Source organism: Rhodococcus sp. AQ5-07, assembly GCF_009707305.1.
Taxonomy (GTDB): domain Bacteria; phylum Actinomycetota; class Actinomycetes; order Mycobacteriales; family Mycobacteriaceae; genus Rhodococcus_F; species Rhodococcus_F erythropolis.
Genome location: NZ_CP046099.1, coordinates 4820108 through 4836416, shown reverse-complemented (window position 1 = coordinate 4836416; position 16309 = coordinate 4820108). Strand labels below are relative to the sequence as shown.

Here is a 16309-nt window from a genome sequence, read left to right as displayed (position 1 = left end):
ACCGTGGCGTTGAACAACGGCGCTTTGATCGCCGATCGTTACCGATTGATCCGTCTCATCGCCACCGGTGGGATGGGTCAGGTGTGGGAAGCCACCGACTCCCGGCTCAACCGTCGCGTCGCCGTCAAGGTACTCAAGTCCGAGTTCTCTTCCGATCCGGAGTTCTTGGAGCGCTTCCGCTTCGAGGCCCGCACCACCGCACAGCTCAACCATCCCGGTATCGCCGGAATCTACGACTACGGCGAGACCCGTGACAGCTCGGGCGATTCCACGGCGTACCTGGTGATGGAACTCGTCAACGGTGAGCCGCTCAACGCCGTCCTGGCACGCGTCGGCCGCCTGGCGGTTCCGCATGCCCTCGACATGCTCGAGCAGACCGGCCGCGCCCTGCAGGTCGCACACGACGCCGGTGTCGTGCACCGCGACGTGAAGCCGGGCAACATCCTCATCACGCCGACGGGCCAGGTGAAGATCACGGACTTCGGCATCGCCAAGGCCGTCGAGAACTCGCCCGTCACGCGTACGGGAATGGTGATGGGCACCGCCCAGTACATCGCGCCCGAGCAGGCTCTCGGTCAGGACGCGACCGCGGCGAGTGACGTGTACTCGCTGGGAATCGTCGGATACGAAGCACTTTCGGGTCGACGCCCGTTCACCGGTGACGGCGCGCTCACCGTCGCGATGAAGCACGTGCAGGAAACCCCGGCGCCGATGCCGGCCGACCTGCCGCCGAACATCCGCGAGCTCATCGACATCACGTTGACCAAGGATCCGGCCGGCCGTTACGCCAGTGGCGGTGAGTTCGCCGACGCCGTTGCAGCCGTTCGGGCAGGGAGGCGTCCACCGCCGCCCGGTCTGCTCGCCACCGGTGCCGCGAGCGCGTTGCCGGCTACGGGTGCCACGCAGGTCATGCCGCCGACGTACGCGGGCCCGGTGACGGGCGCAGCTGTTGCGGACGACGCGGCAGCCGGCGGAATGACCAGTGGGCAGAAGGCCGTGGCATGGGCCGGCGGCGGATTGATCTTGTTGGCGTTGATCATCGGCGGAGTCTGGATCGCGACCGACGGTCCGAGCGACCCGACGCCGCCCGTCGTCACGTCCACGACGTTGCCGACCACCACGACGACCAAGCCCACCACGACGACGACTCGGCCGACGACGACGACCACCGAGCCGACAACAACGACGACTCGGCCGACGACAACCACAACCGAGCCGACAACCACCACGACAACGCCGACCACGACAACAACAACTCCGACGACCACAACCACCACCACGACGACAACGACGACCACAACGACCACTGAGCCGTTGGCGGATCCCGGAGACGCTGAAGAACCGCTAGGACAAGACCAATGACGACACCCCGCAATCTCTCCTCCCGCTACGAGCTGGGTGAGATTCTCGGCTTCGGCGGAATGTCCGAGGTTCACCTGGCGCGCGACCTCCGACTCAGCCGCGACGTCGCGATCAAGGTGCTGCGTGCAGACCTCGCGCGCGATCCCACGTTTTACTTGCGGTTCCGTCGTGAGGCGCAGAACGCTGCCGCGCTGAACCATCCGGCGATCGTGGCCGTCTACGACACCGGTGAAGCCGAGACCGACGCCGGGCCGCTGCCGTACATCGTCATGGAGTACGTCGACGGCGACACGTTGCGTGACATCGTGCGCAGCACCGGGCCGATGACTCCGCGCAAGGCGATGGAAGTGATCGCGGACGTGTGCGCCGCTTTGGACTTCAGCCACCGCAACGGCATCGTGCACCGCGACGTCAAGCCCGCCAACATCATGATCAACCGTGCCGGCGCCGTGAAGGTGATGGACTTCGGTATCGCCCGTGCCATTTCCGACGCGTCGAGCCCGATGACGCAGACGGCCGCCGTGATCGGCACCGCTCAGTACCTCTCGCCGGAGCAGGCGCGAGGTGAGCAGGTGGACGCACGTTCGGACGTCTACTCACTCGGTTGCGTGCTGTTCGAGATTCTGACGGGCGAGCCGCCGTTCAAGGGTGATTCACCGGTCGCCGTGGCGTACCAGCATGTTCGTGAAGATCCGCAGACGCCGTCGGAGATCAATCCCGACATTCCGCGCGAGCTGGATTCGATCATTCTCAAGGCGATGAGCAAGAACCCGGCCAACCGCTACCAGAGCGCCGGCGACATGCGCAGCGACTTGGTACGCGTTCTGGGCGGTCAGCGTCCGAGTGCGCCGATGGTGATGAACGACGAGGACCGCACCACCATCCTCGGCGCCGTCGGCTCCGACACCGGGAACTACCGCACTGCTCCCGATCCGGTCGAGCCGGTTCCTGCGCGGACAACTCGCGCCGCCGAGCCGCCTGCCAAGAAGAAGGGCGGACGCTACGCCCTGATGGGCATCGCGGCGCTTCTGGTGATCGGACTGGTGACGTTCTTCCTCATTCGGGTGAACTCGCCGAAGGTCGAGATGGTGACCGTTCCGGGTGACCTCACCAACCAGCCCGCTGATGTCGCCGAGGCGACGCTGACCAACGCCGGATTCCAAGTGGAGCGTCAGCAGAAGACGGACAAGGTGATCGCTGCGGGAAACGTCATCACGACGCGTCCGGTTGCCGGGGTGCGCATCGAGAAGGGCAGCACCGTCACCATCGACGTGTCCACCGGCCCCGAGCAGGTCGCGATCCCTCGCCTGACGGGCCTGAGCCAGGACGACGCCGAGAAGAAGCTCAACTCCGTTGGACTCCGACTTGATCCGACCATCGGCAAGGCCGCGTCGACCATTGCCGAGGTCGACAAGATCGTCAATCAGGATCCGGCCGTCGGAGTGTCGGTTGTTCTCGATTCCGCGGTCTCGATCACCGTCGGCACCGGTCCGGAGCAGGTTCGTGTCCCGGATGTGACCGGTCAGCGTGAAGAGGTGGCGAGGCCCAACATCGAAGGTGCCGGGTTCGTCGTCCAGATCACGGAGATCGATTCGGGACTGCCGAAGGGACAGGTCGTTTCGACCGACCCGACCGGCGGCACGTCGGCCACCAAGGGTTCGACCGTGACGCTGCGGGTGTCCAACGGCAACCAGGTCGCGATGCCTGATCTGACCAACAAGACGGTGTCCGAGGCGTTGACCACGCTTCGCGCAGCCGGCTGGGCGGGAACTGCATCGCAGCTGGTGCAGAACCAGAGCACGACGCTCACCCCGGAAATGGTGGGCAAGATCGTCTCGCAGACCCAGCCCCCGGGCTCGGAGATCTCCAAGGACGCAGTCATCACCGTCAGCGTCGGAGCGCTCGGAATCCCCGGCCGCTAGCAAAGTGAAAAAGTGCCTCCCGGAGATTTCCGGGAGGCACTTTTTTGTGGACAGGTGTCAGAGAATTGCGGGCAATGCGCCACCGAGCGCCGACGCGACCTCGGCCTCGAGGGCTGCGACGAGCCCTTCCGGGGGCGCCTCACCGCAGACTGCGAGCCAGTTCGCGAGCATCCGGTGCCCACCCTGGGTGAGAACGGACTCGGGGTGGAACTGGACGCCGTGAATCGGCAGTTCGCGGTGACGCATCGCCATCACGACGCCGCTCTCCGTGTGTGCGGTCACCTCGAGTTCCTCGGGAATGGTGTCCTCGAGAACCGTCAGCGAGTGGTAGCGGGTAGCGGTGAACGGATCGGGCAGCCCGGCCAGGACGCCGACGTCCTTATGATGAACCAAGCTCGTCTTGCCGTGAAGCAGTTCGGGCGCGCGGTCGACGGTTCCGCCGAAAGCCGCACCGATCGCCTGATGTCCGAGGCAGACGCCGAGCAGCGGGGTCTTGGTGTCGGCGCAGACCTTCACCAGATCCATCGTCGCTCCCGCGCGCTGCGGAGTTCCGGGGCCAGGGCTCAGGAGAATGCCGTCGAACTGCGCTACTGCACCCTCGAGGTCTGCCGTCAGTTGTGGATCGTCGTTGCGCCAGACCACGGCTTCGGTTCCGAGCTGGCCGAGGTACTGCACCAGGTTGAACACAAAGCTGTCGTAGTTGTCGACGACGAGAATCCTCATGAGAGCAGGGTAAACGCCCGTGCTATCCGCCGGTATAGGCGGGGACCGTGATCTGCGACGGCGTCGCCTGCGTGTACCCGAGGCCGAAGCGGGTCGCGTACTGCTTGTAGATCCGAATGCCCGGTTCGGCAGCGAGTGCCGCCTCGAGGCGCGCAACATCGCCGATCGCGCTCATCACGTACGGCGGGCTGTAGGTACGGCCGTGAAGAAGGAGGGTGTTTCCGATGCACCGCGGCGCCGACGTACTGATGATCCGTTGGTCCTGCATGCCCACCGCTTCGGCCCCGCCGGCCCACAGTGCGTTCAGCACGCTCTGGACGTCCTGCTGATGCACGACGAGGTCGTCCGGGGTGGCGTCGACCGGATACTTGCCGTCGGCGTTGCGCGGGGCGTCCGTCATGGTGACCACGACGCCGGGGCCGGTCATCTCCGTCAGTCCCGCGTCGGCGGAGATGTTCTTGATGTCACCGAGAGCGGCGGCCACGCCGGCGTCGGACCGAGCGGCGTCTTCCTGCAACGAATCGAGCTGAGCGGCAAGTTCGTCCCGGTCGGCCGAAACTTTTTCGGCATTGGCCTGGGCGCTGCGGACCAGATCGGAGAGCCTGGTGCTTTCGGTGACCTGAAGCTGGTTTTCCTCGGCGGATCTCTGCGCCGTGGCAACCATCAGACCGGCTACCAGGCAGACGGCAAGTACACCGATGTGCCAGACAGTTCGTGATGATTCACCCGAAGACACGTGGCTCCTCCCGGATTGTGCAGGTCGGCCGGTGACCAACTGGACACAGCTACGTTAGCGTGTAGGTAACACATGCAGGTCACACCGTAGAGCGAGGACGCCATGCCCAAGTCGAAGGTCCGTAAGAAGAACGACTACACAGTCAACCCAGCAAACCGCACTCCGGTGAAGGTGAAGATGGGTCCGTCGAGCGCGCTGTACGTCTCCGTGATGCTCGGATTCATGCTTCTCGGCCTGGCGTGGTTGATTGTGTACTACTTGGCCGCGGATTCGATCACGTGGATGAACGACTTGGGAAACTATAACTTCCTCGTCGGCTTCGGCTTCATGGTTGTGGGCCTTGTGATGACCATGAGATGGCGCTGACCAGCGATTATCTGATTCGGCTCGGATCGTGACCGTCTCTCAATTACATGGGTGTCATTCATCCCCATTGTGGATAACTCCTGTGGACAACCTAGGAAGTTATCCACATGCTCGAGGATGAATTTCATCCACAGCCTCGTGACAACGCCACCGAGGTCGTCTCGTGGGCCACTCCGATGGGTGTTGTCTACGCGATGTTCGGCGGCGGAATTGCCCTCGCGATCGCCTCGATAATCGCGCCCACGGAGCCTGCCGGACGCTTCCTGCTCGCCCTCGCGGTGATCGGGCTGTTCGTGATGGGCGGCCTCGCCCTGCGTCAGCGCCCCCGCCTGGCGGTGATCGACAACGCAGGAACCAAGTCGATCGCGGTGCAGCGATTGCGCGCCCGCCACACGTTCACCCGCGAACAGATCGACCGCGTGCGTCTCGTCCGCTACCCGCGACTGGGTCGACGCGTGCCGATGCTCGAGATCGACATCGTCGACCGGCCCACCGACACGGAGAAGCTGTTGATCTTCGGACGCTGGGATCTCGGTACGACGCCGGAGGACGTCCTGGACGTGCTTACCGTCCACGGTTTGGTACCGCCCGAGAAGTAAGCCGGGTTACATGGCCAGTGCCGCGAGGTCCGGCTGCACGATGTCGAGTGCCTGCTGCGGCACCGCGACGGCGTCGCTCGACCATCCCCAGATCGAGTACAGCTCGCGGCCGGGGTCGGTGTACCCGTCGCGGCCGTGAAGCACCCGGTAGTTGTCGATGCAGATCATCTCGCCGGCTTCGGCACGGAACATCGGCCCGCTGTCGCGCACGTGAATCACGGCCTCACTCCACTGCTTCACCAGCGGCCACTGCGCTTCTTCCGATTCGCCGGCGATCGGCGCGAGGTACGGGTGATAGCGAACCTGGTTGCGTCCACTCGGCACCGTCCGGGCGATCGGCGCAAATGTGTTCTGCGGGAAGTTCGGTTCCGAATGGTCGATGTCTGTGCTCCAACAGAATTCGGCCAGCTCCGCTGTTGATGGATCGAAGGCGAGCAATCGCGTCAGTTTGACCGCGTCGATGAGAAACGAGTCGCCCCCACTCGGGTACGCCGGGCGCTTGCACCACAGAAACAGGTAATCGGGAGCGTAATCGCCGAAAGCAAAACCGTCGTTGTGGGCGGTCATCCGCTCGCCGGAGATACCGAACGAGCGCTTGCGCCCGCGTTCGTCCACCGGTTGGGTGTCGACGACAGCGGCTTCGGCATCCTGACTTCTGGCGCTCGCCTCGAACTGGCGGCCGACGCGAATGCACTTCTCACCGAGCAACTTCGACGCGAACGCAATGGCGTCATCCTCGGTGTGCAGCCCACCGAAGACCGCGGCGCCGTCCAGCGCGATTGCCGCCCGGACGGCCTCGACCGTGTCCACGCGCCGCGGAACAACACTTGCCAGCGTCAAATCGGAAGAGAACATTCATCACTCCATACGTCGAGTTCGTCAAACGGTTCAACTCGAGCGTAGGAACTCGTCATTTCGACGGCGTAACCCCGGAAACCGATTCGGTTACGGAGCCAGCCTTCAGATCACCCGGCCTTTCAAATCACCTTGCCGGGGTTCATGATTCCGTGAGGGTCGAGTGCGCCCTTGATTGCATGATGCATCGCGACGACGGCCGGTGACAGTTCCTGTGCCAGGCCACCCATCTTCAGTAGGCCGACGCCGTGTTCACCGGTGACGGTTCCGCCCAACTCGAGGGCATTGTCGATGATCTCGGCAAAAGCTGCCTGAGCACACCTCCGCGCCGCTTCGTCGTCGTGTGGCGTGATCAGCAGCGGATGCAGGTTGCCGTCACCCGCGTGCGCGATGTTCGCGATGTGAGTGTCGTGACGGGCCGAAATGGCCTCGATCCGTGCCAACATCTCCGGGACCGCTGCCTTGGGGACACAGATGTCCTCGGTGAGCACCGGGCCGAGCCGCTCGAGGGCGGGGTACGCCAGACGCCGGGCGGAGAACAGGGCGTCGGCTTCCTCCTGGTCGGTGGATCTGGCGCTCCAGGTTGCCCCGGAACGGTTGAAACAGGCCAACATTCGCTCGGCTTCGGCGTCGCCGATCTCACCAGGTGTGTCGATGCGGCCGAGCAGGACCACCTCGGCGTCGGCCGAGAGGCCCATGTACTTCCAGGCGTCGACGGCAAGCAGACACTGTCGATCGATCAGCTCGAGGGCAGACGGCGTGAGCCCGTCTGCGGCGACGGCCTCGACGGCCTTGCCCGCAGCAACGATGGAGTCGAAGTATCCGACGATGGTGCGCTCGGGATCGCGCTGAGGACGAAGCTTGACCGTCACCTCGGTGATCACCCCGAGAGTGCCTTCGGAGCCGACCATGAGTGCCGAGAGATCAAACCCAGCCACTCCCTTGGCAGTTCGACGCCCGAGCCGAACCAGCTCACCGGTTCCGGTAACCACCTGCATGCCCAGCACGTAGTCCTTGGTGACGCCGTACTTGACGCAACACAGGCCCCCGGCATTGGTCGCGACGTTGCCGCCGATCGTCGACCAGGGTGCGCTCGCCGGATCGGGCGGATACCAGAGGCCGTGCTCGGCGCACGCGTCGCGGAGGTGATCGTTGACCACTCCGGGTTCGACCACGGCCAAACGCTCGAGGGTGTTGATCTCCTTGATGGCGTTCATCGCGTCGAAGGCGATCACGACGCCGCCGGCGACTGCGTTGGCTCCACCCGACAGACCGGTGCCTGCGCCGCGCGTGACGACGGGCGCACCGTGGGCGATGCACGCCTGCACAACTGTCTGTACCTGCTCGGCTGTACGCGGGCGGACCACGGCGACGGGCATCTCGTAGGGAGCCCACTCGGCGTCGTCGTGGATGTAGCTCGCCATGATGTCGGGGTCGGTGATCAGTCGATCCGCATCGATCTGCGAGCCGAGCGCCTCGAGGAGTGTCATGCCTCCACGATAGTGACGGCGGCTACACCACCCCATGTAGATTTACTCCGAGAAACCGGAAACCGTATGGACATTCTCTCCATACTCATCGTTGGCCTGACAAGTTGGCCTGACAAGGGAGTGCGGATGCACGAGAACTGGCTACAGCTTCTCCTGGCCGAGGCATCCACCGAGGAACTGATCGAACACCGCGATCAGTTGGCCGCCGGGTCAGGCCCCGAGGTCGCAGCCGAGATCGAGCGAGAAGCCCGATCCGCACTCCAACTGCGAAGTCTCCTGGCTCAGCGCCGACAACGTGCCACCGAACTGGGCGCGCTCAACGACATCGCGTCACTGCTGACCACGATGCACGATCACCACGCCCTTCTGCAGGAGATCGTGGATCAGGCCAAACGGCTACTCGGCGTAGACCTTTCGTACCTTGCTCTCATTCACGACGACATCTTGATCATCGAAGTCACGAGCGGGGCGTATACGTCGCAACTGCTCGGCCTGACGGTTCCGTTCCGAGAAGGCCTCATCGGTCGCGTGGTCGAGAACTCCTCTCCTGCTTGGTCTCCCGATTACCGCAACGATCCCTCGTTTGCACACATCGGGCCCGCCGACGACGCAGCACGAGCCGAGAACATGCGCGGCCTGTTGGCCGTTCCGCTGACTTTGAACGGCAAGATCCTGGGTGCCCTCTGCGCGTGCAAGCGTCAGGAGCGTCGATTCGGCAACGAGGAAGTTGCGTTGCTGTCCGCCCTCGCAGCTCATGCCTCGGTAGCCATCGAGAATGCCCGCTCTCTCGAACGCTATCGCGCGACGGTTGCAGAAGTGAATGCAGCGAACACCGAACTTGCCGAGCGCACAGCACTTCTCGAACAGACCCTGACCTGGGACCGATCGCTCACACAAGTTGTCCTGCGCGGCGGCGGTGTTCGCGAACTCGTGGAAGAAACCTCCGCGTCGACGGGTTCACCGGTGTTTTTCGTGACCGGAACGTCGGAGATCCCACCGGGACTGCAACGGGTGAGCGAGAGCGTGCATCGGGTCTTCGACATCTTTGCCGCTGACAGACGCGAGCAGGAGGTGACGCTCATCGTCGGTGAGCAGTTCCTGTTCGCCACCGAAGTACGCAGTGCCGGTGACCAACTCGGAGTTCTGTTCCTACTCTCGCGTCATGAACCCACCGCCGCCATGAGGTTGGCACTCGAAAGGTCAGCCCCGGCTATTGCGCTTGCCCTGGTAGGCGAACGGGCGGCCAGGGAAGCCACTCGCCGAGCACGCGACGCATTTCTGGTCGATCTGATCACCAGGCCAGCGCCGACGCCGGCCGAAGTCACCGGTCAGTTCCGCCTGGCCGGACTCAACCCCGACCGCTCGTACACCGTCGTGGTGGCAGGCCCGGCCGACGCCGTAGACCGTACGCGTCGCAGTATCGAGGAAATTGCATTACCGTCAGGAACTGTTGTTGCCGAGCATGGTTCACGGGTCATCGCTCTGATTCCGGGAATGTCACCAGTAGAGGTTGCGGCGGCGTGGGTGCAGCCGGCGGAGAACCCGACAGTGGGAATCGCCGATCCTGCGGTGGGAGCGGAAGGTCTGGCGCGAGCCTATGTCGAGGCACAACACACCGTCGACGTCCTCGAGACTCTCGGGCGGGCCTCCCACGTGGAACCGGCAAGTTCCCTCGGCATTTACCGAATTCTCCTCAGCCGCACCGGCCGCGAAGAACTCGAAGCGCTGACGCTGCGGTCCCTCGGTCCTCTCCTCGAGGAGGAGCAACGACGCGGCGTTCCGCTCTTGGACACCCTCGCGTCGTACCTGTCACACAATTGCAAGCATTCTGCGACCGCCGCCGCGCTCGCGATTCACGCCAACACTCTGTATCAACGCCTCGAATCGATCGACCGGTTGATCGGCACCCAGTGGCGTCAGCCGGACCAGGCGCTCGATCTTGCGCTCCTGATCCGGCTGCGTGCCAGTGCGGGGAAACTCGGTCAGATCTGAGCGGGCTTGCTCGATCGCTTGGCCAGTGCCACCACAAGAACTGCGGCACAGAGCATCACGGCGCCCACCACCCACAGGCCTGCCTTGGCATTTCCGGTCACATCGGTGAGCCAGCCGGTGATGTACGGAGCACCGAAGCCCGACGCATTGCCGATCGAGTTGATCATGGCGATACCCGCGGCCGCGCTGGCACCCGTCAGGAACGTGGTGGGCAGGTACCAGAAGACGGGGAGCGCACAGAGCACGCCGACGGCGGTGAGCGAGACCGCAATCATGACGGTGAACGGTGAATCCAGGTACAGCGCAATCGGAATGGATACCGCACCCAGGAGCGTCGGGGCTGCAACGTGCCACATCCGTTCACCGGTCTTGTCGGAATGGCGGCTCCACAGCACCATCGCGACAGCGCCGATCGCGTAGGGGACGGCCACGATCATGCCTGTCTCGACGAGCGAGAAATCGGTGTTGAACGTCTGCTTGAATCCCGCGACGATGCTGGGCAGGAAGAAGCTCAAAGCGTAAAGGCCGTACGTGATTCCGAAGTAGACCAGACCGAAACCGATGACGCGGGGATCGCGCAGGGTCTTGCCGGCGGACTGGTGACCGGCGTCGCCGAGTTCTTTCTCCTCGTCGGCCATGGACTTCATCAGCCAGGTGCGCTCCTCGAGGGTCAACCACTTCGCGTCGGCGGGACGGTCGGTGAGGTAGAACCAGACGACAAACGCCAAGATCACGGCGGGCAGACCCTCGATCAGGTACATCACGCGCCATCCGGCCAACCCGAACAGGCCGTCGCCGTACTGGATGATGGCAGCAGAGAGCGGGGCACCGAGCGCCGACGAGAGCGGAAGTGTCAGCAGGAACAAGCCCATCAGGCGTACGCGGTACTTCTTCGGGAACCAGAAGGTCAGGTAGAGAAGAACTCCGGGGAAGAAGCCGGCCTCGGCGATTCCCAGCAGAATGCGGAGGAAATAGAGGCTGCCCACGTTGGGCACGAATGCCAGCGCAGCGGCGAGGATGCCCCAGGTGAGCATGATGCGCGCGATCCACAGCCGGGCGCCGAAGCGGTGCAGGGCCAGGTTGCTCGGCACCTCGAACAGCAGATAGCCGACAAAGAAGAGTCCGGAGGCGAGCCCGAACATGGTCTCGGTCATCCCGAGGTCGGCGCTCATGGTGAGCTTCGCGAAGGCGATGTTCGTACGATCCAGATAGTTCACGAAATAGAGCAGGATCAGGAAGGGAATCAGCCGGCGCGCTACCTTCTTCACCACGCGAGATTCGATCTCGCTCGGCGCAACCCCACCGTCAGTGGTGGTGCTATCGGTGGAGGTCATGGCAGGGGTACTCCTCGGAAAAGGTCAGCGTTGCAATCTACGAAGTGACTCAAGCCACAGTAGAAGCACCACCGAGCCCAACCTATGTGGACAATCTCTACAGAAGCCGTCCCTGCATGTGCATTTACTCCCAACGATCCGGCGAATGACCCGCAGCAGCCTGACGAACGTCCCTGAACAGTCGAAGGCGACAAACCCGCCTGAGCTGGGGGTTTAGCGCTACGAGCACCGAGTCACTGGCTAGTGTTATCGGCGAAATAGCCAGAGCAAGTGCGGGCGCACCGCGTGACTTGAAGGACAGAACATGACGAAGATGGTTCGGACCACGATGACCCGCCGGTCCTCCACCGCAGTCGCTGCCACCATCGCGGCGGTCGCACTATTCGCCTCCGCCTGCGGCAGCGACTCCGACAAGACCGACTCCGACAAGAGCGCTGCCGGCGCCTCGTCCGCTACATCCTCGGCCACCGTCGGAGGGAAGACGCTCGACGCCAAATTCGAGACGAAGTGCGCAAAGGACGGCGGCACGACAGTTATGACACTGCTCGACGCGGAAAATGCCACCTACGGCATGTTGACCGTCTCAGCCATCATCGATGAATCCGGCACGGTTCAGACTGCTGGAATCGCCGGAAGCGAGGGTGGATCGAACGGTCTGCCGTACACCGCCGGATTCGCGCCGGGTCTGCCTGGCGGATCTGCCAGTGCCAAGCAGGACGGCAATACCTTCGTGGTGACGGGCGAGGGAATCGGCGCCCGGGACAAGGGCAACCCGATGGAGACGTCGAGCTTCGAGATCACGTTCGCCTGCGAGTCCATCATCGGCGGCTGATCCATAGAACGGCTGGGCCCTAGGATTCTTGCTAGCTGATTCCCAGCTGTTCGCGCAGTTGGACGACGCGGAGCACGATGACTCCCAACGTCACCACGGTGACGGCACCAAAAGCGATCCAGCCGATCCGCACTGCTTTCACGCGGTTCTCACCGGCGCCCAACCACTGTGGGGCGTACAGGAATGCAGCGGCCGTTGCGGCACCTGCCACCAGACCTCCCGCGTGACCCCAGAACGAGATCCCGGGCAGCGAAATGCTGATGATCACATTGATCGCGATCACCGAGATGATCGGGACCGGGCTTCGACGCAAACGCAGTAGAAGGACGGCCTGTGCGCCCATGATGCCGAAGATTGCACCCGACGCTCCAGCGGTCCAGGACAGGGCCGTGAGCGAGGAGAACACCGGCTGGAACGCCATCACCGAGGCGGAACCGCCGAGGAGCGAAACCAGGTAGATGCCGATGTACCGGGAGCGGCCCATCACGATTTCGGTGTCGCGCCCCAGGATGTAGAGGGCGTACATGTTGACCACGAGGTGCAAGATGCCGAAGTGCAAGAACCCGGAGCCGATGAGCCGGAACCAGTCACCGCTGGCGACCAGACCCGGATTGAGTGCCCAGTTCGCGAAGATCGACGAGCCGACCTGATTGTTCATGATGCTTCGCGACTGCGCGAAGGTGGCGAGGAACGCCAGGACGTTGAGCCCCATCAAGGTGTACGTCACGATCGGGATCGCACGGGCGGGGCTCACGGTGTTTCCGGCGACGCCCCGAACGGGGCGGACATCGCGTTGGCCGGCAGCTACACAGTCAACACATTGGTATCCCACCGCCGCCTCGCGGAGGCAGTCCGGGCACGCCGGACGTCCACAACGATTGCAGGAAAGTGCGGTAGGTCGATCTGGATGGCGGACGCACCGCGGTTGGGGCGGGATGCCCTCACTCGCACCGCCGCCCCAACCGGGGTTCGTCATCTGCTTGTTTTACCTGTTCAGGAGATGGTGATGCTGTTGATCACGACGGGCTCGACCGGACGATCGCCACGATCGACGGCGGTGGAGGAGATAGCGTCGACAACCTTCTTGGAATCGTCGTCGAGAACCTCACCGAAGATGGTGTGGCGACGGTTCAGGTGCGGCGTCGGGCCGGTGGTGATGAAGAACTGCGAGCCGTTGGTTCCCGGGCCTGCGTTGGCCATGGCCAGCAGGTAGGAGCGGTCGAACTGCAGTTCCGGGTGGAACTCGTCACCGAACTTGTAGCCCGGGCCGCCGGTGCCGGTTCCGGTGGGGTCGCCACCCTGGATCATGAAGCCGTCGATGACGCGGTGGAAGATGGCACCGTCGTAGAACGGGCCGGTCTTGGTGCCGGCGGCGTTTGCGGTGGTGTACTCCTTCGAGCCGTCGGCGAGGCCGACGAAGTTCTCGACGGTCTTCGGCGCATGGTTGCCGAACAGAGCGATCTTGATGTCGCCGCGGTTCGTGTGCAGCGTTGCGGTTGCGGTCTGATGAGTTGAAGTCACACCACCATCGTGCCATTGCCGGCGTTCTCGCGGATGTGAGCCTGCCAATTCCGTGCGACGAGGCATGCGTCACTGCAGTTCGATGTCGGCGGCAACGACCGGATCGGAAATGTCGATTCCGTCCGCAGCTGCGCGTTGGTACAGCCGGTACAGAGCATGATCGAACTCGTCGCGCGTTCGCCCCGCCGACCAGTACGGCAATGCGACAATCCGGGACGGTGGTAGGCCGTTTTCGATCGCTTGGTTGCGCAAGCGGGCGACACAGCTTTTCTCTCCGCCGATCCACAACATTGTCGATTCTGTCTGCGCCTTGGTCCGATCGACTATGTCCACCCACTCGATATCAGGGAATCCGTGCTCGCCTGACGGACCCGTGAAACTGTGTATTCGGACTTGTTCGGCGAGATTCGTCAAGGATCCGACAGCAGGGCGCGCAGATCTGTCGCCGACTGCAACGACGTCAGTGACGCCCGGAACAAGGACGAGTTCGTGTTTGAATCCGATCACCCCAACGCGACTGCCTACGCCCGTCCGGTTGAGCCACCAATCCGGCTTCCCGAGACCTATGACATCGAACGTGATCCTACGATCGCCAGGATTGAAATCGATTGCTGTGTAGGAACGCCCGATCGGACGCCGGGGGTCGGCCTCCCAACTGGGAACCGCGAGTTTGTCCGACCCCAAGGTGGGGAGCATCATCTCGTCCGCCGGCTCCCGAGGCACGAACAACTTGAACACCGGCGCCGCCCCACGAACGCTCAGGTTTCCGAACTCGCTCGACTGCAACACAACTCGAACGGTGTCGTCCGTTCGCTGTTCAACCTCGGCAATCGAGGCAACGGTCATGACCATGCCCGCAGGTAACCGGGATTCTCTCGCCCTGTCCACGCTCGACTAACCCAACTGTCCCAACGCGGTACCCAGGTTTCCCGGCAGCCACGTCTTTCCAAGTACACCCGCATTGTTGATCGCCTCACCCTGCGCATCACTGAGCCATACGACGCGGGATTTCAGATTCGACTCCCAGAAAGGCGATTGTTCGAGGTTCGCGATGGAATCCCGTGGTGACGGCATCAGAAGTACCGCTTCACCGTCGACGTCACCCGCGGTCTCACCCGAATACGTCACCGGAGTTCCCGTCGATTCCACCGCGGCTTGGTCCTCCGCCGGCTTCATTCCGAAGAGGCGCAGTATGTTTCCGCCCGATCCCAACGAAATCTGCTCCTTGTAGTAGAGCCCGAATGAGTACGGCCGCTTCGCAAGTCCTGGGTTCGACTCAGCCACACCCGTAAATTCGTCGACTGCCGAGGTGATCAACTCGCCACCCTGCTCGGATTTGCCCAACGCATCCGCGACCTGCTGAACGCCGACTCTCCAATCGTTGTCTGCGTCCTGCATGTCGAATATCAAAGTGGGAGCGATCGTTCGGAGCCGCTCCAACGTGGCGGGCTCGGTGAAAACCGGCCAGGCAGGCGCGATGATGAGATCCGGTTCGACCGCAAGCATCCGCTCGAAATTCACTTGCCCTGCATAGATGTCAGCCAAGGACTCGTCGAGCGCTTCGTTTCCCACGTAGTCCGCCAGATAGGGAAGCTTGTCGATGTTGGTCACGCTCGCGGCCACGGGGTGCGATCCCAGCGCCACGACGTTCTCGAACGCCGGGTTCCCCAAGGTCACGATCCGTTCAGGTGCCGACTCGATGATCACGTCTCCGGATTCCGTGCTCACGGTCACCGGATAGCTTCCGCTCGCTGCGGGACTTCCGTCAGCGTCCGGGTTCGTGTTCGGTGACGAACATCCAGCGAGCGCGAACACTAACGCGGCCCCGGCCGCGCCGAGGAATCTTGGCCTCCACCTGTGTCTATTCATAATTGCCACAGTAGCAATAATTAATGTGGGTTGCCTTACCTTCCTATCCCGGAAGGGCATCAGTGATCCGAAATGTGAGTCCAGGAAGCGTCAGGAGTTGGAACGACCGTAGGAACGAGGCCGGAATCGATCATCTTTTCGGCACCGACAAGGAAGGCGTCGAGCGTCCAGGAAACAACAGCCGAGAGAGTCTCAGGCTTCGGATACTGCGAATCCGGGTAACGATTGCGCGCCGGTGTATGCAGTGCCGCCGACATGATCAGTGTCCGAGAGCCGAGCAAATGTGCTGTTGCACGGTCAAATTCAGGCTTCCGTAGAAGTACCTCATTCATGATTCGCTCGAACTGCGCCAGAGTGCCCTCTTCGTAAGGCCCTCGAAGCACGTAGTCCTCGAGCCCAGGCGTGGCAGTCACGAGTTCAGCGAACCGCTGACCTAGCGTCCGAAGGTAGTCCTGCCAGGACTTCGAATCCGAATCCAATTGCAGACGTCCGAAAGCTCTCGCACACGCCAACGAGTAGAGACGATCGGTCGAGTCGACGTGATGGCGAATCGTCGCAGCGGAAACGCCCAGGACCTGTGCGACCTCCGCCCGCGTCAGGCGGTCCAAACCCACCCGTTCCGCTGCATCGAGAATCTCCTCTGTCGACGTAATCGCAGGTCGGCCTGGGCTTCGACGGGACCGTGCAGGGGAGGTCGACATTCATCCA

16 protein-coding genes are annotated in these 16309 nt (G+C 63.1%); 6 read left to right on the top strand and 10 right to left on the bottom strand.

What is annotated here, in order from left to right:
• Positions 1–3: 3 nt before the first annotated feature.
• Together GJB56_RS22540 and pknB are read left to right on the top strand one after the other, a co-directional pair.
• Complete coding sequence (locus tag GJB56_RS22540) at positions 4–1362, top strand: protein kinase domain-containing protein (protein WP_019746232.1); 1359 nt, start codon at positions 4–6, stop codon at positions 1360–1362.
• Positions 1359–3284, top strand: a complete 1926-nt coding sequence (pknB, locus tag GJB56_RS22535) for a Stk1 family PASTA domain-containing Ser/Thr kinase (RefSeq protein ID WP_019746231.1) — start codon at positions 1359–1361, stop codon at positions 3282–3284. Before GJB56_RS22540 ends, pknB begins: the two co-directional genes overlap by 4 nt.
• 57 nt (positions 3285–3341) lie before the next feature.
• Here pknB and GJB56_RS22530 read toward each other — a convergent pair whose 3' ends face one another.
• Together GJB56_RS22530 and GJB56_RS22525 are read right to left on the bottom strand one after the other, a co-directional pair.
• Positions 3342–4007 (bottom strand): aminodeoxychorismate/anthranilate synthase component II, encoded by a 666-nt coding sequence (locus tag GJB56_RS22530; protein WP_003942537.1) that lies wholly within the window; start codon positions 4005–4007, stop codon positions 3342–3344.
• A 22-nt stretch (positions 4008–4029) separates the two neighbouring features.
• The gene (locus tag GJB56_RS22525) at positions 4030–4743 is read right to left on the bottom strand and encodes a DUF881 domain-containing protein (RefSeq protein ID WP_020967993.1); all 714 of its coding nucleotides are present in this window, start codon (positions 4741–4743) and stop codon (positions 4030–4032) included.
• Between the two features lie 102 nt (positions 4744–4845).
• On the opposite strand from GJB56_RS22525, the gene crgA reads away from it, so the two are divergent.
• Both crgA and GJB56_RS22515 read left to right on the top strand, forming a co-directional pair.
• Positions 4846–5109: a cell division protein CrgA gene (gene crgA / locus GJB56_RS22520; RefSeq protein WP_113683387.1), complete on the top strand. Its 264-nt coding sequence runs from the start codon at positions 4846–4848 to the stop codon at positions 5107–5109.
• Positions 5110–5216: 107 nt separating this feature from the next.
• Positions 5217–5708: a PH domain-containing protein gene (locus GJB56_RS22515; RefSeq protein WP_020905623.1), complete on the top strand. Its 492-nt coding sequence runs from the start codon at positions 5217–5219 to the stop codon at positions 5706–5708.
• Positions 5709–5714: 6 nt separating this feature from the next.
• Here the strand turns inward: GJB56_RS22515 and GJB56_RS22510 are convergent, their stop codons facing one another.
• Positions 5715–6563 carry a TauD/TfdA family dioxygenase gene (locus tag GJB56_RS22510; protein ID WP_113683386.1) on the bottom strand — a complete coding sequence of 283 codons (849 nt, stop codon included), beginning with the start codon at positions 6561–6563 and terminating at the stop codon, positions 5715–5717.
• A 122-nt stretch (positions 6564–6685) separates the two neighbouring features.
• Positions 6686–8053: an FAD-binding oxidoreductase gene (locus GJB56_RS22505; protein WP_230091048.1), complete on the bottom strand. Its 1368-nt coding sequence runs from the start codon at positions 8051–8053 to the stop codon at positions 6686–6688.
• A gap of 126 nt (positions 8054–8179) precedes the next feature.
• On the opposite strand from GJB56_RS22505, the gene GJB56_RS22500 reads away from it, so the two are divergent.
• Positions 8180–10045 (top strand): helix-turn-helix domain-containing protein, encoded by a 1866-nt coding sequence (locus GJB56_RS22500; protein ID WP_113683549.1) that lies wholly within the window; start codon positions 8180–8182, stop codon positions 10043–10045.
• On the opposite strand, the gene GJB56_RS22495 is transcribed toward GJB56_RS22500, so the two are convergent.
• On the bottom strand, positions 10036–11379 hold the full coding sequence (locus tag GJB56_RS22495) for an MFS transporter (protein WP_113683384.1): 1344 nt from the start codon (positions 11377–11379) through the stop codon (positions 10036–10038). The genes GJB56_RS22500 and GJB56_RS22495 overlap by 10 nt on opposite strands.
• 304 nt (positions 11380–11683) lie before the next feature.
• On the opposite strand from GJB56_RS22495, the gene GJB56_RS22490 reads away from it, so the two are divergent.
• Entirely contained in the window at positions 11684–12211 is a 528-nt protein-coding gene (locus GJB56_RS22490; protein ID WP_021332617.1) for a lipoprotein LpqH, read from the top strand.
• 31 nt (positions 12212–12242) lie between these two features.
• Here the strand turns inward: GJB56_RS22490 and GJB56_RS22485 are convergent, their stop codons facing one another.
• The 5 genes from GJB56_RS22485 to GJB56_RS22465 all read right to left on the bottom strand — a co-directional run bounded on the left by GJB56_RS22485 (position 12243) and on the right by GJB56_RS22465 (position 16302).
• Positions 12243–13187 (bottom strand): rhomboid family intramembrane serine protease, encoded by a 945-nt coding sequence (locus tag GJB56_RS22485; protein WP_113683383.1) that lies wholly within the window; start codon positions 13185–13187, stop codon positions 12243–12245.
• Positions 13188–13204: 17 nt separating this feature from the next.
• Positions 13205–13732, bottom strand: a complete 528-nt coding sequence (locus GJB56_RS22480) for a peptidylprolyl isomerase (RefSeq protein ID WP_007729190.1) — start codon at positions 13730–13732, stop codon at positions 13205–13207.
• A 69-nt stretch (positions 13733–13801) separates the two neighbouring features.
• A complete protein-coding gene (locus tag GJB56_RS22475) occupies positions 13802–14584 on the bottom strand; it encodes a siderophore-interacting protein (RefSeq protein ID WP_113683382.1) in 783 nt (260 codons plus the stop codon).
• 42 nt (positions 14585–14626) lie between these two features.
• Positions 14627–15460 (bottom strand): ABC transporter substrate-binding protein, encoded by an 834-nt coding sequence (locus GJB56_RS22470; RefSeq protein ID WP_157770410.1) that lies wholly within the window; start codon positions 15458–15460, stop codon positions 14627–14629.
• Positions 15461–15660: 200 nt separating this feature from the next.
• Entirely contained in the window at positions 15661–16302 is a 642-nt protein-coding gene (locus GJB56_RS22465; RefSeq protein ID WP_020967984.1) for a TetR/AcrR family transcriptional regulator, read from the bottom strand.
• Between the last annotated feature and the right edge of the window lie 7 nt (positions 16303–16309).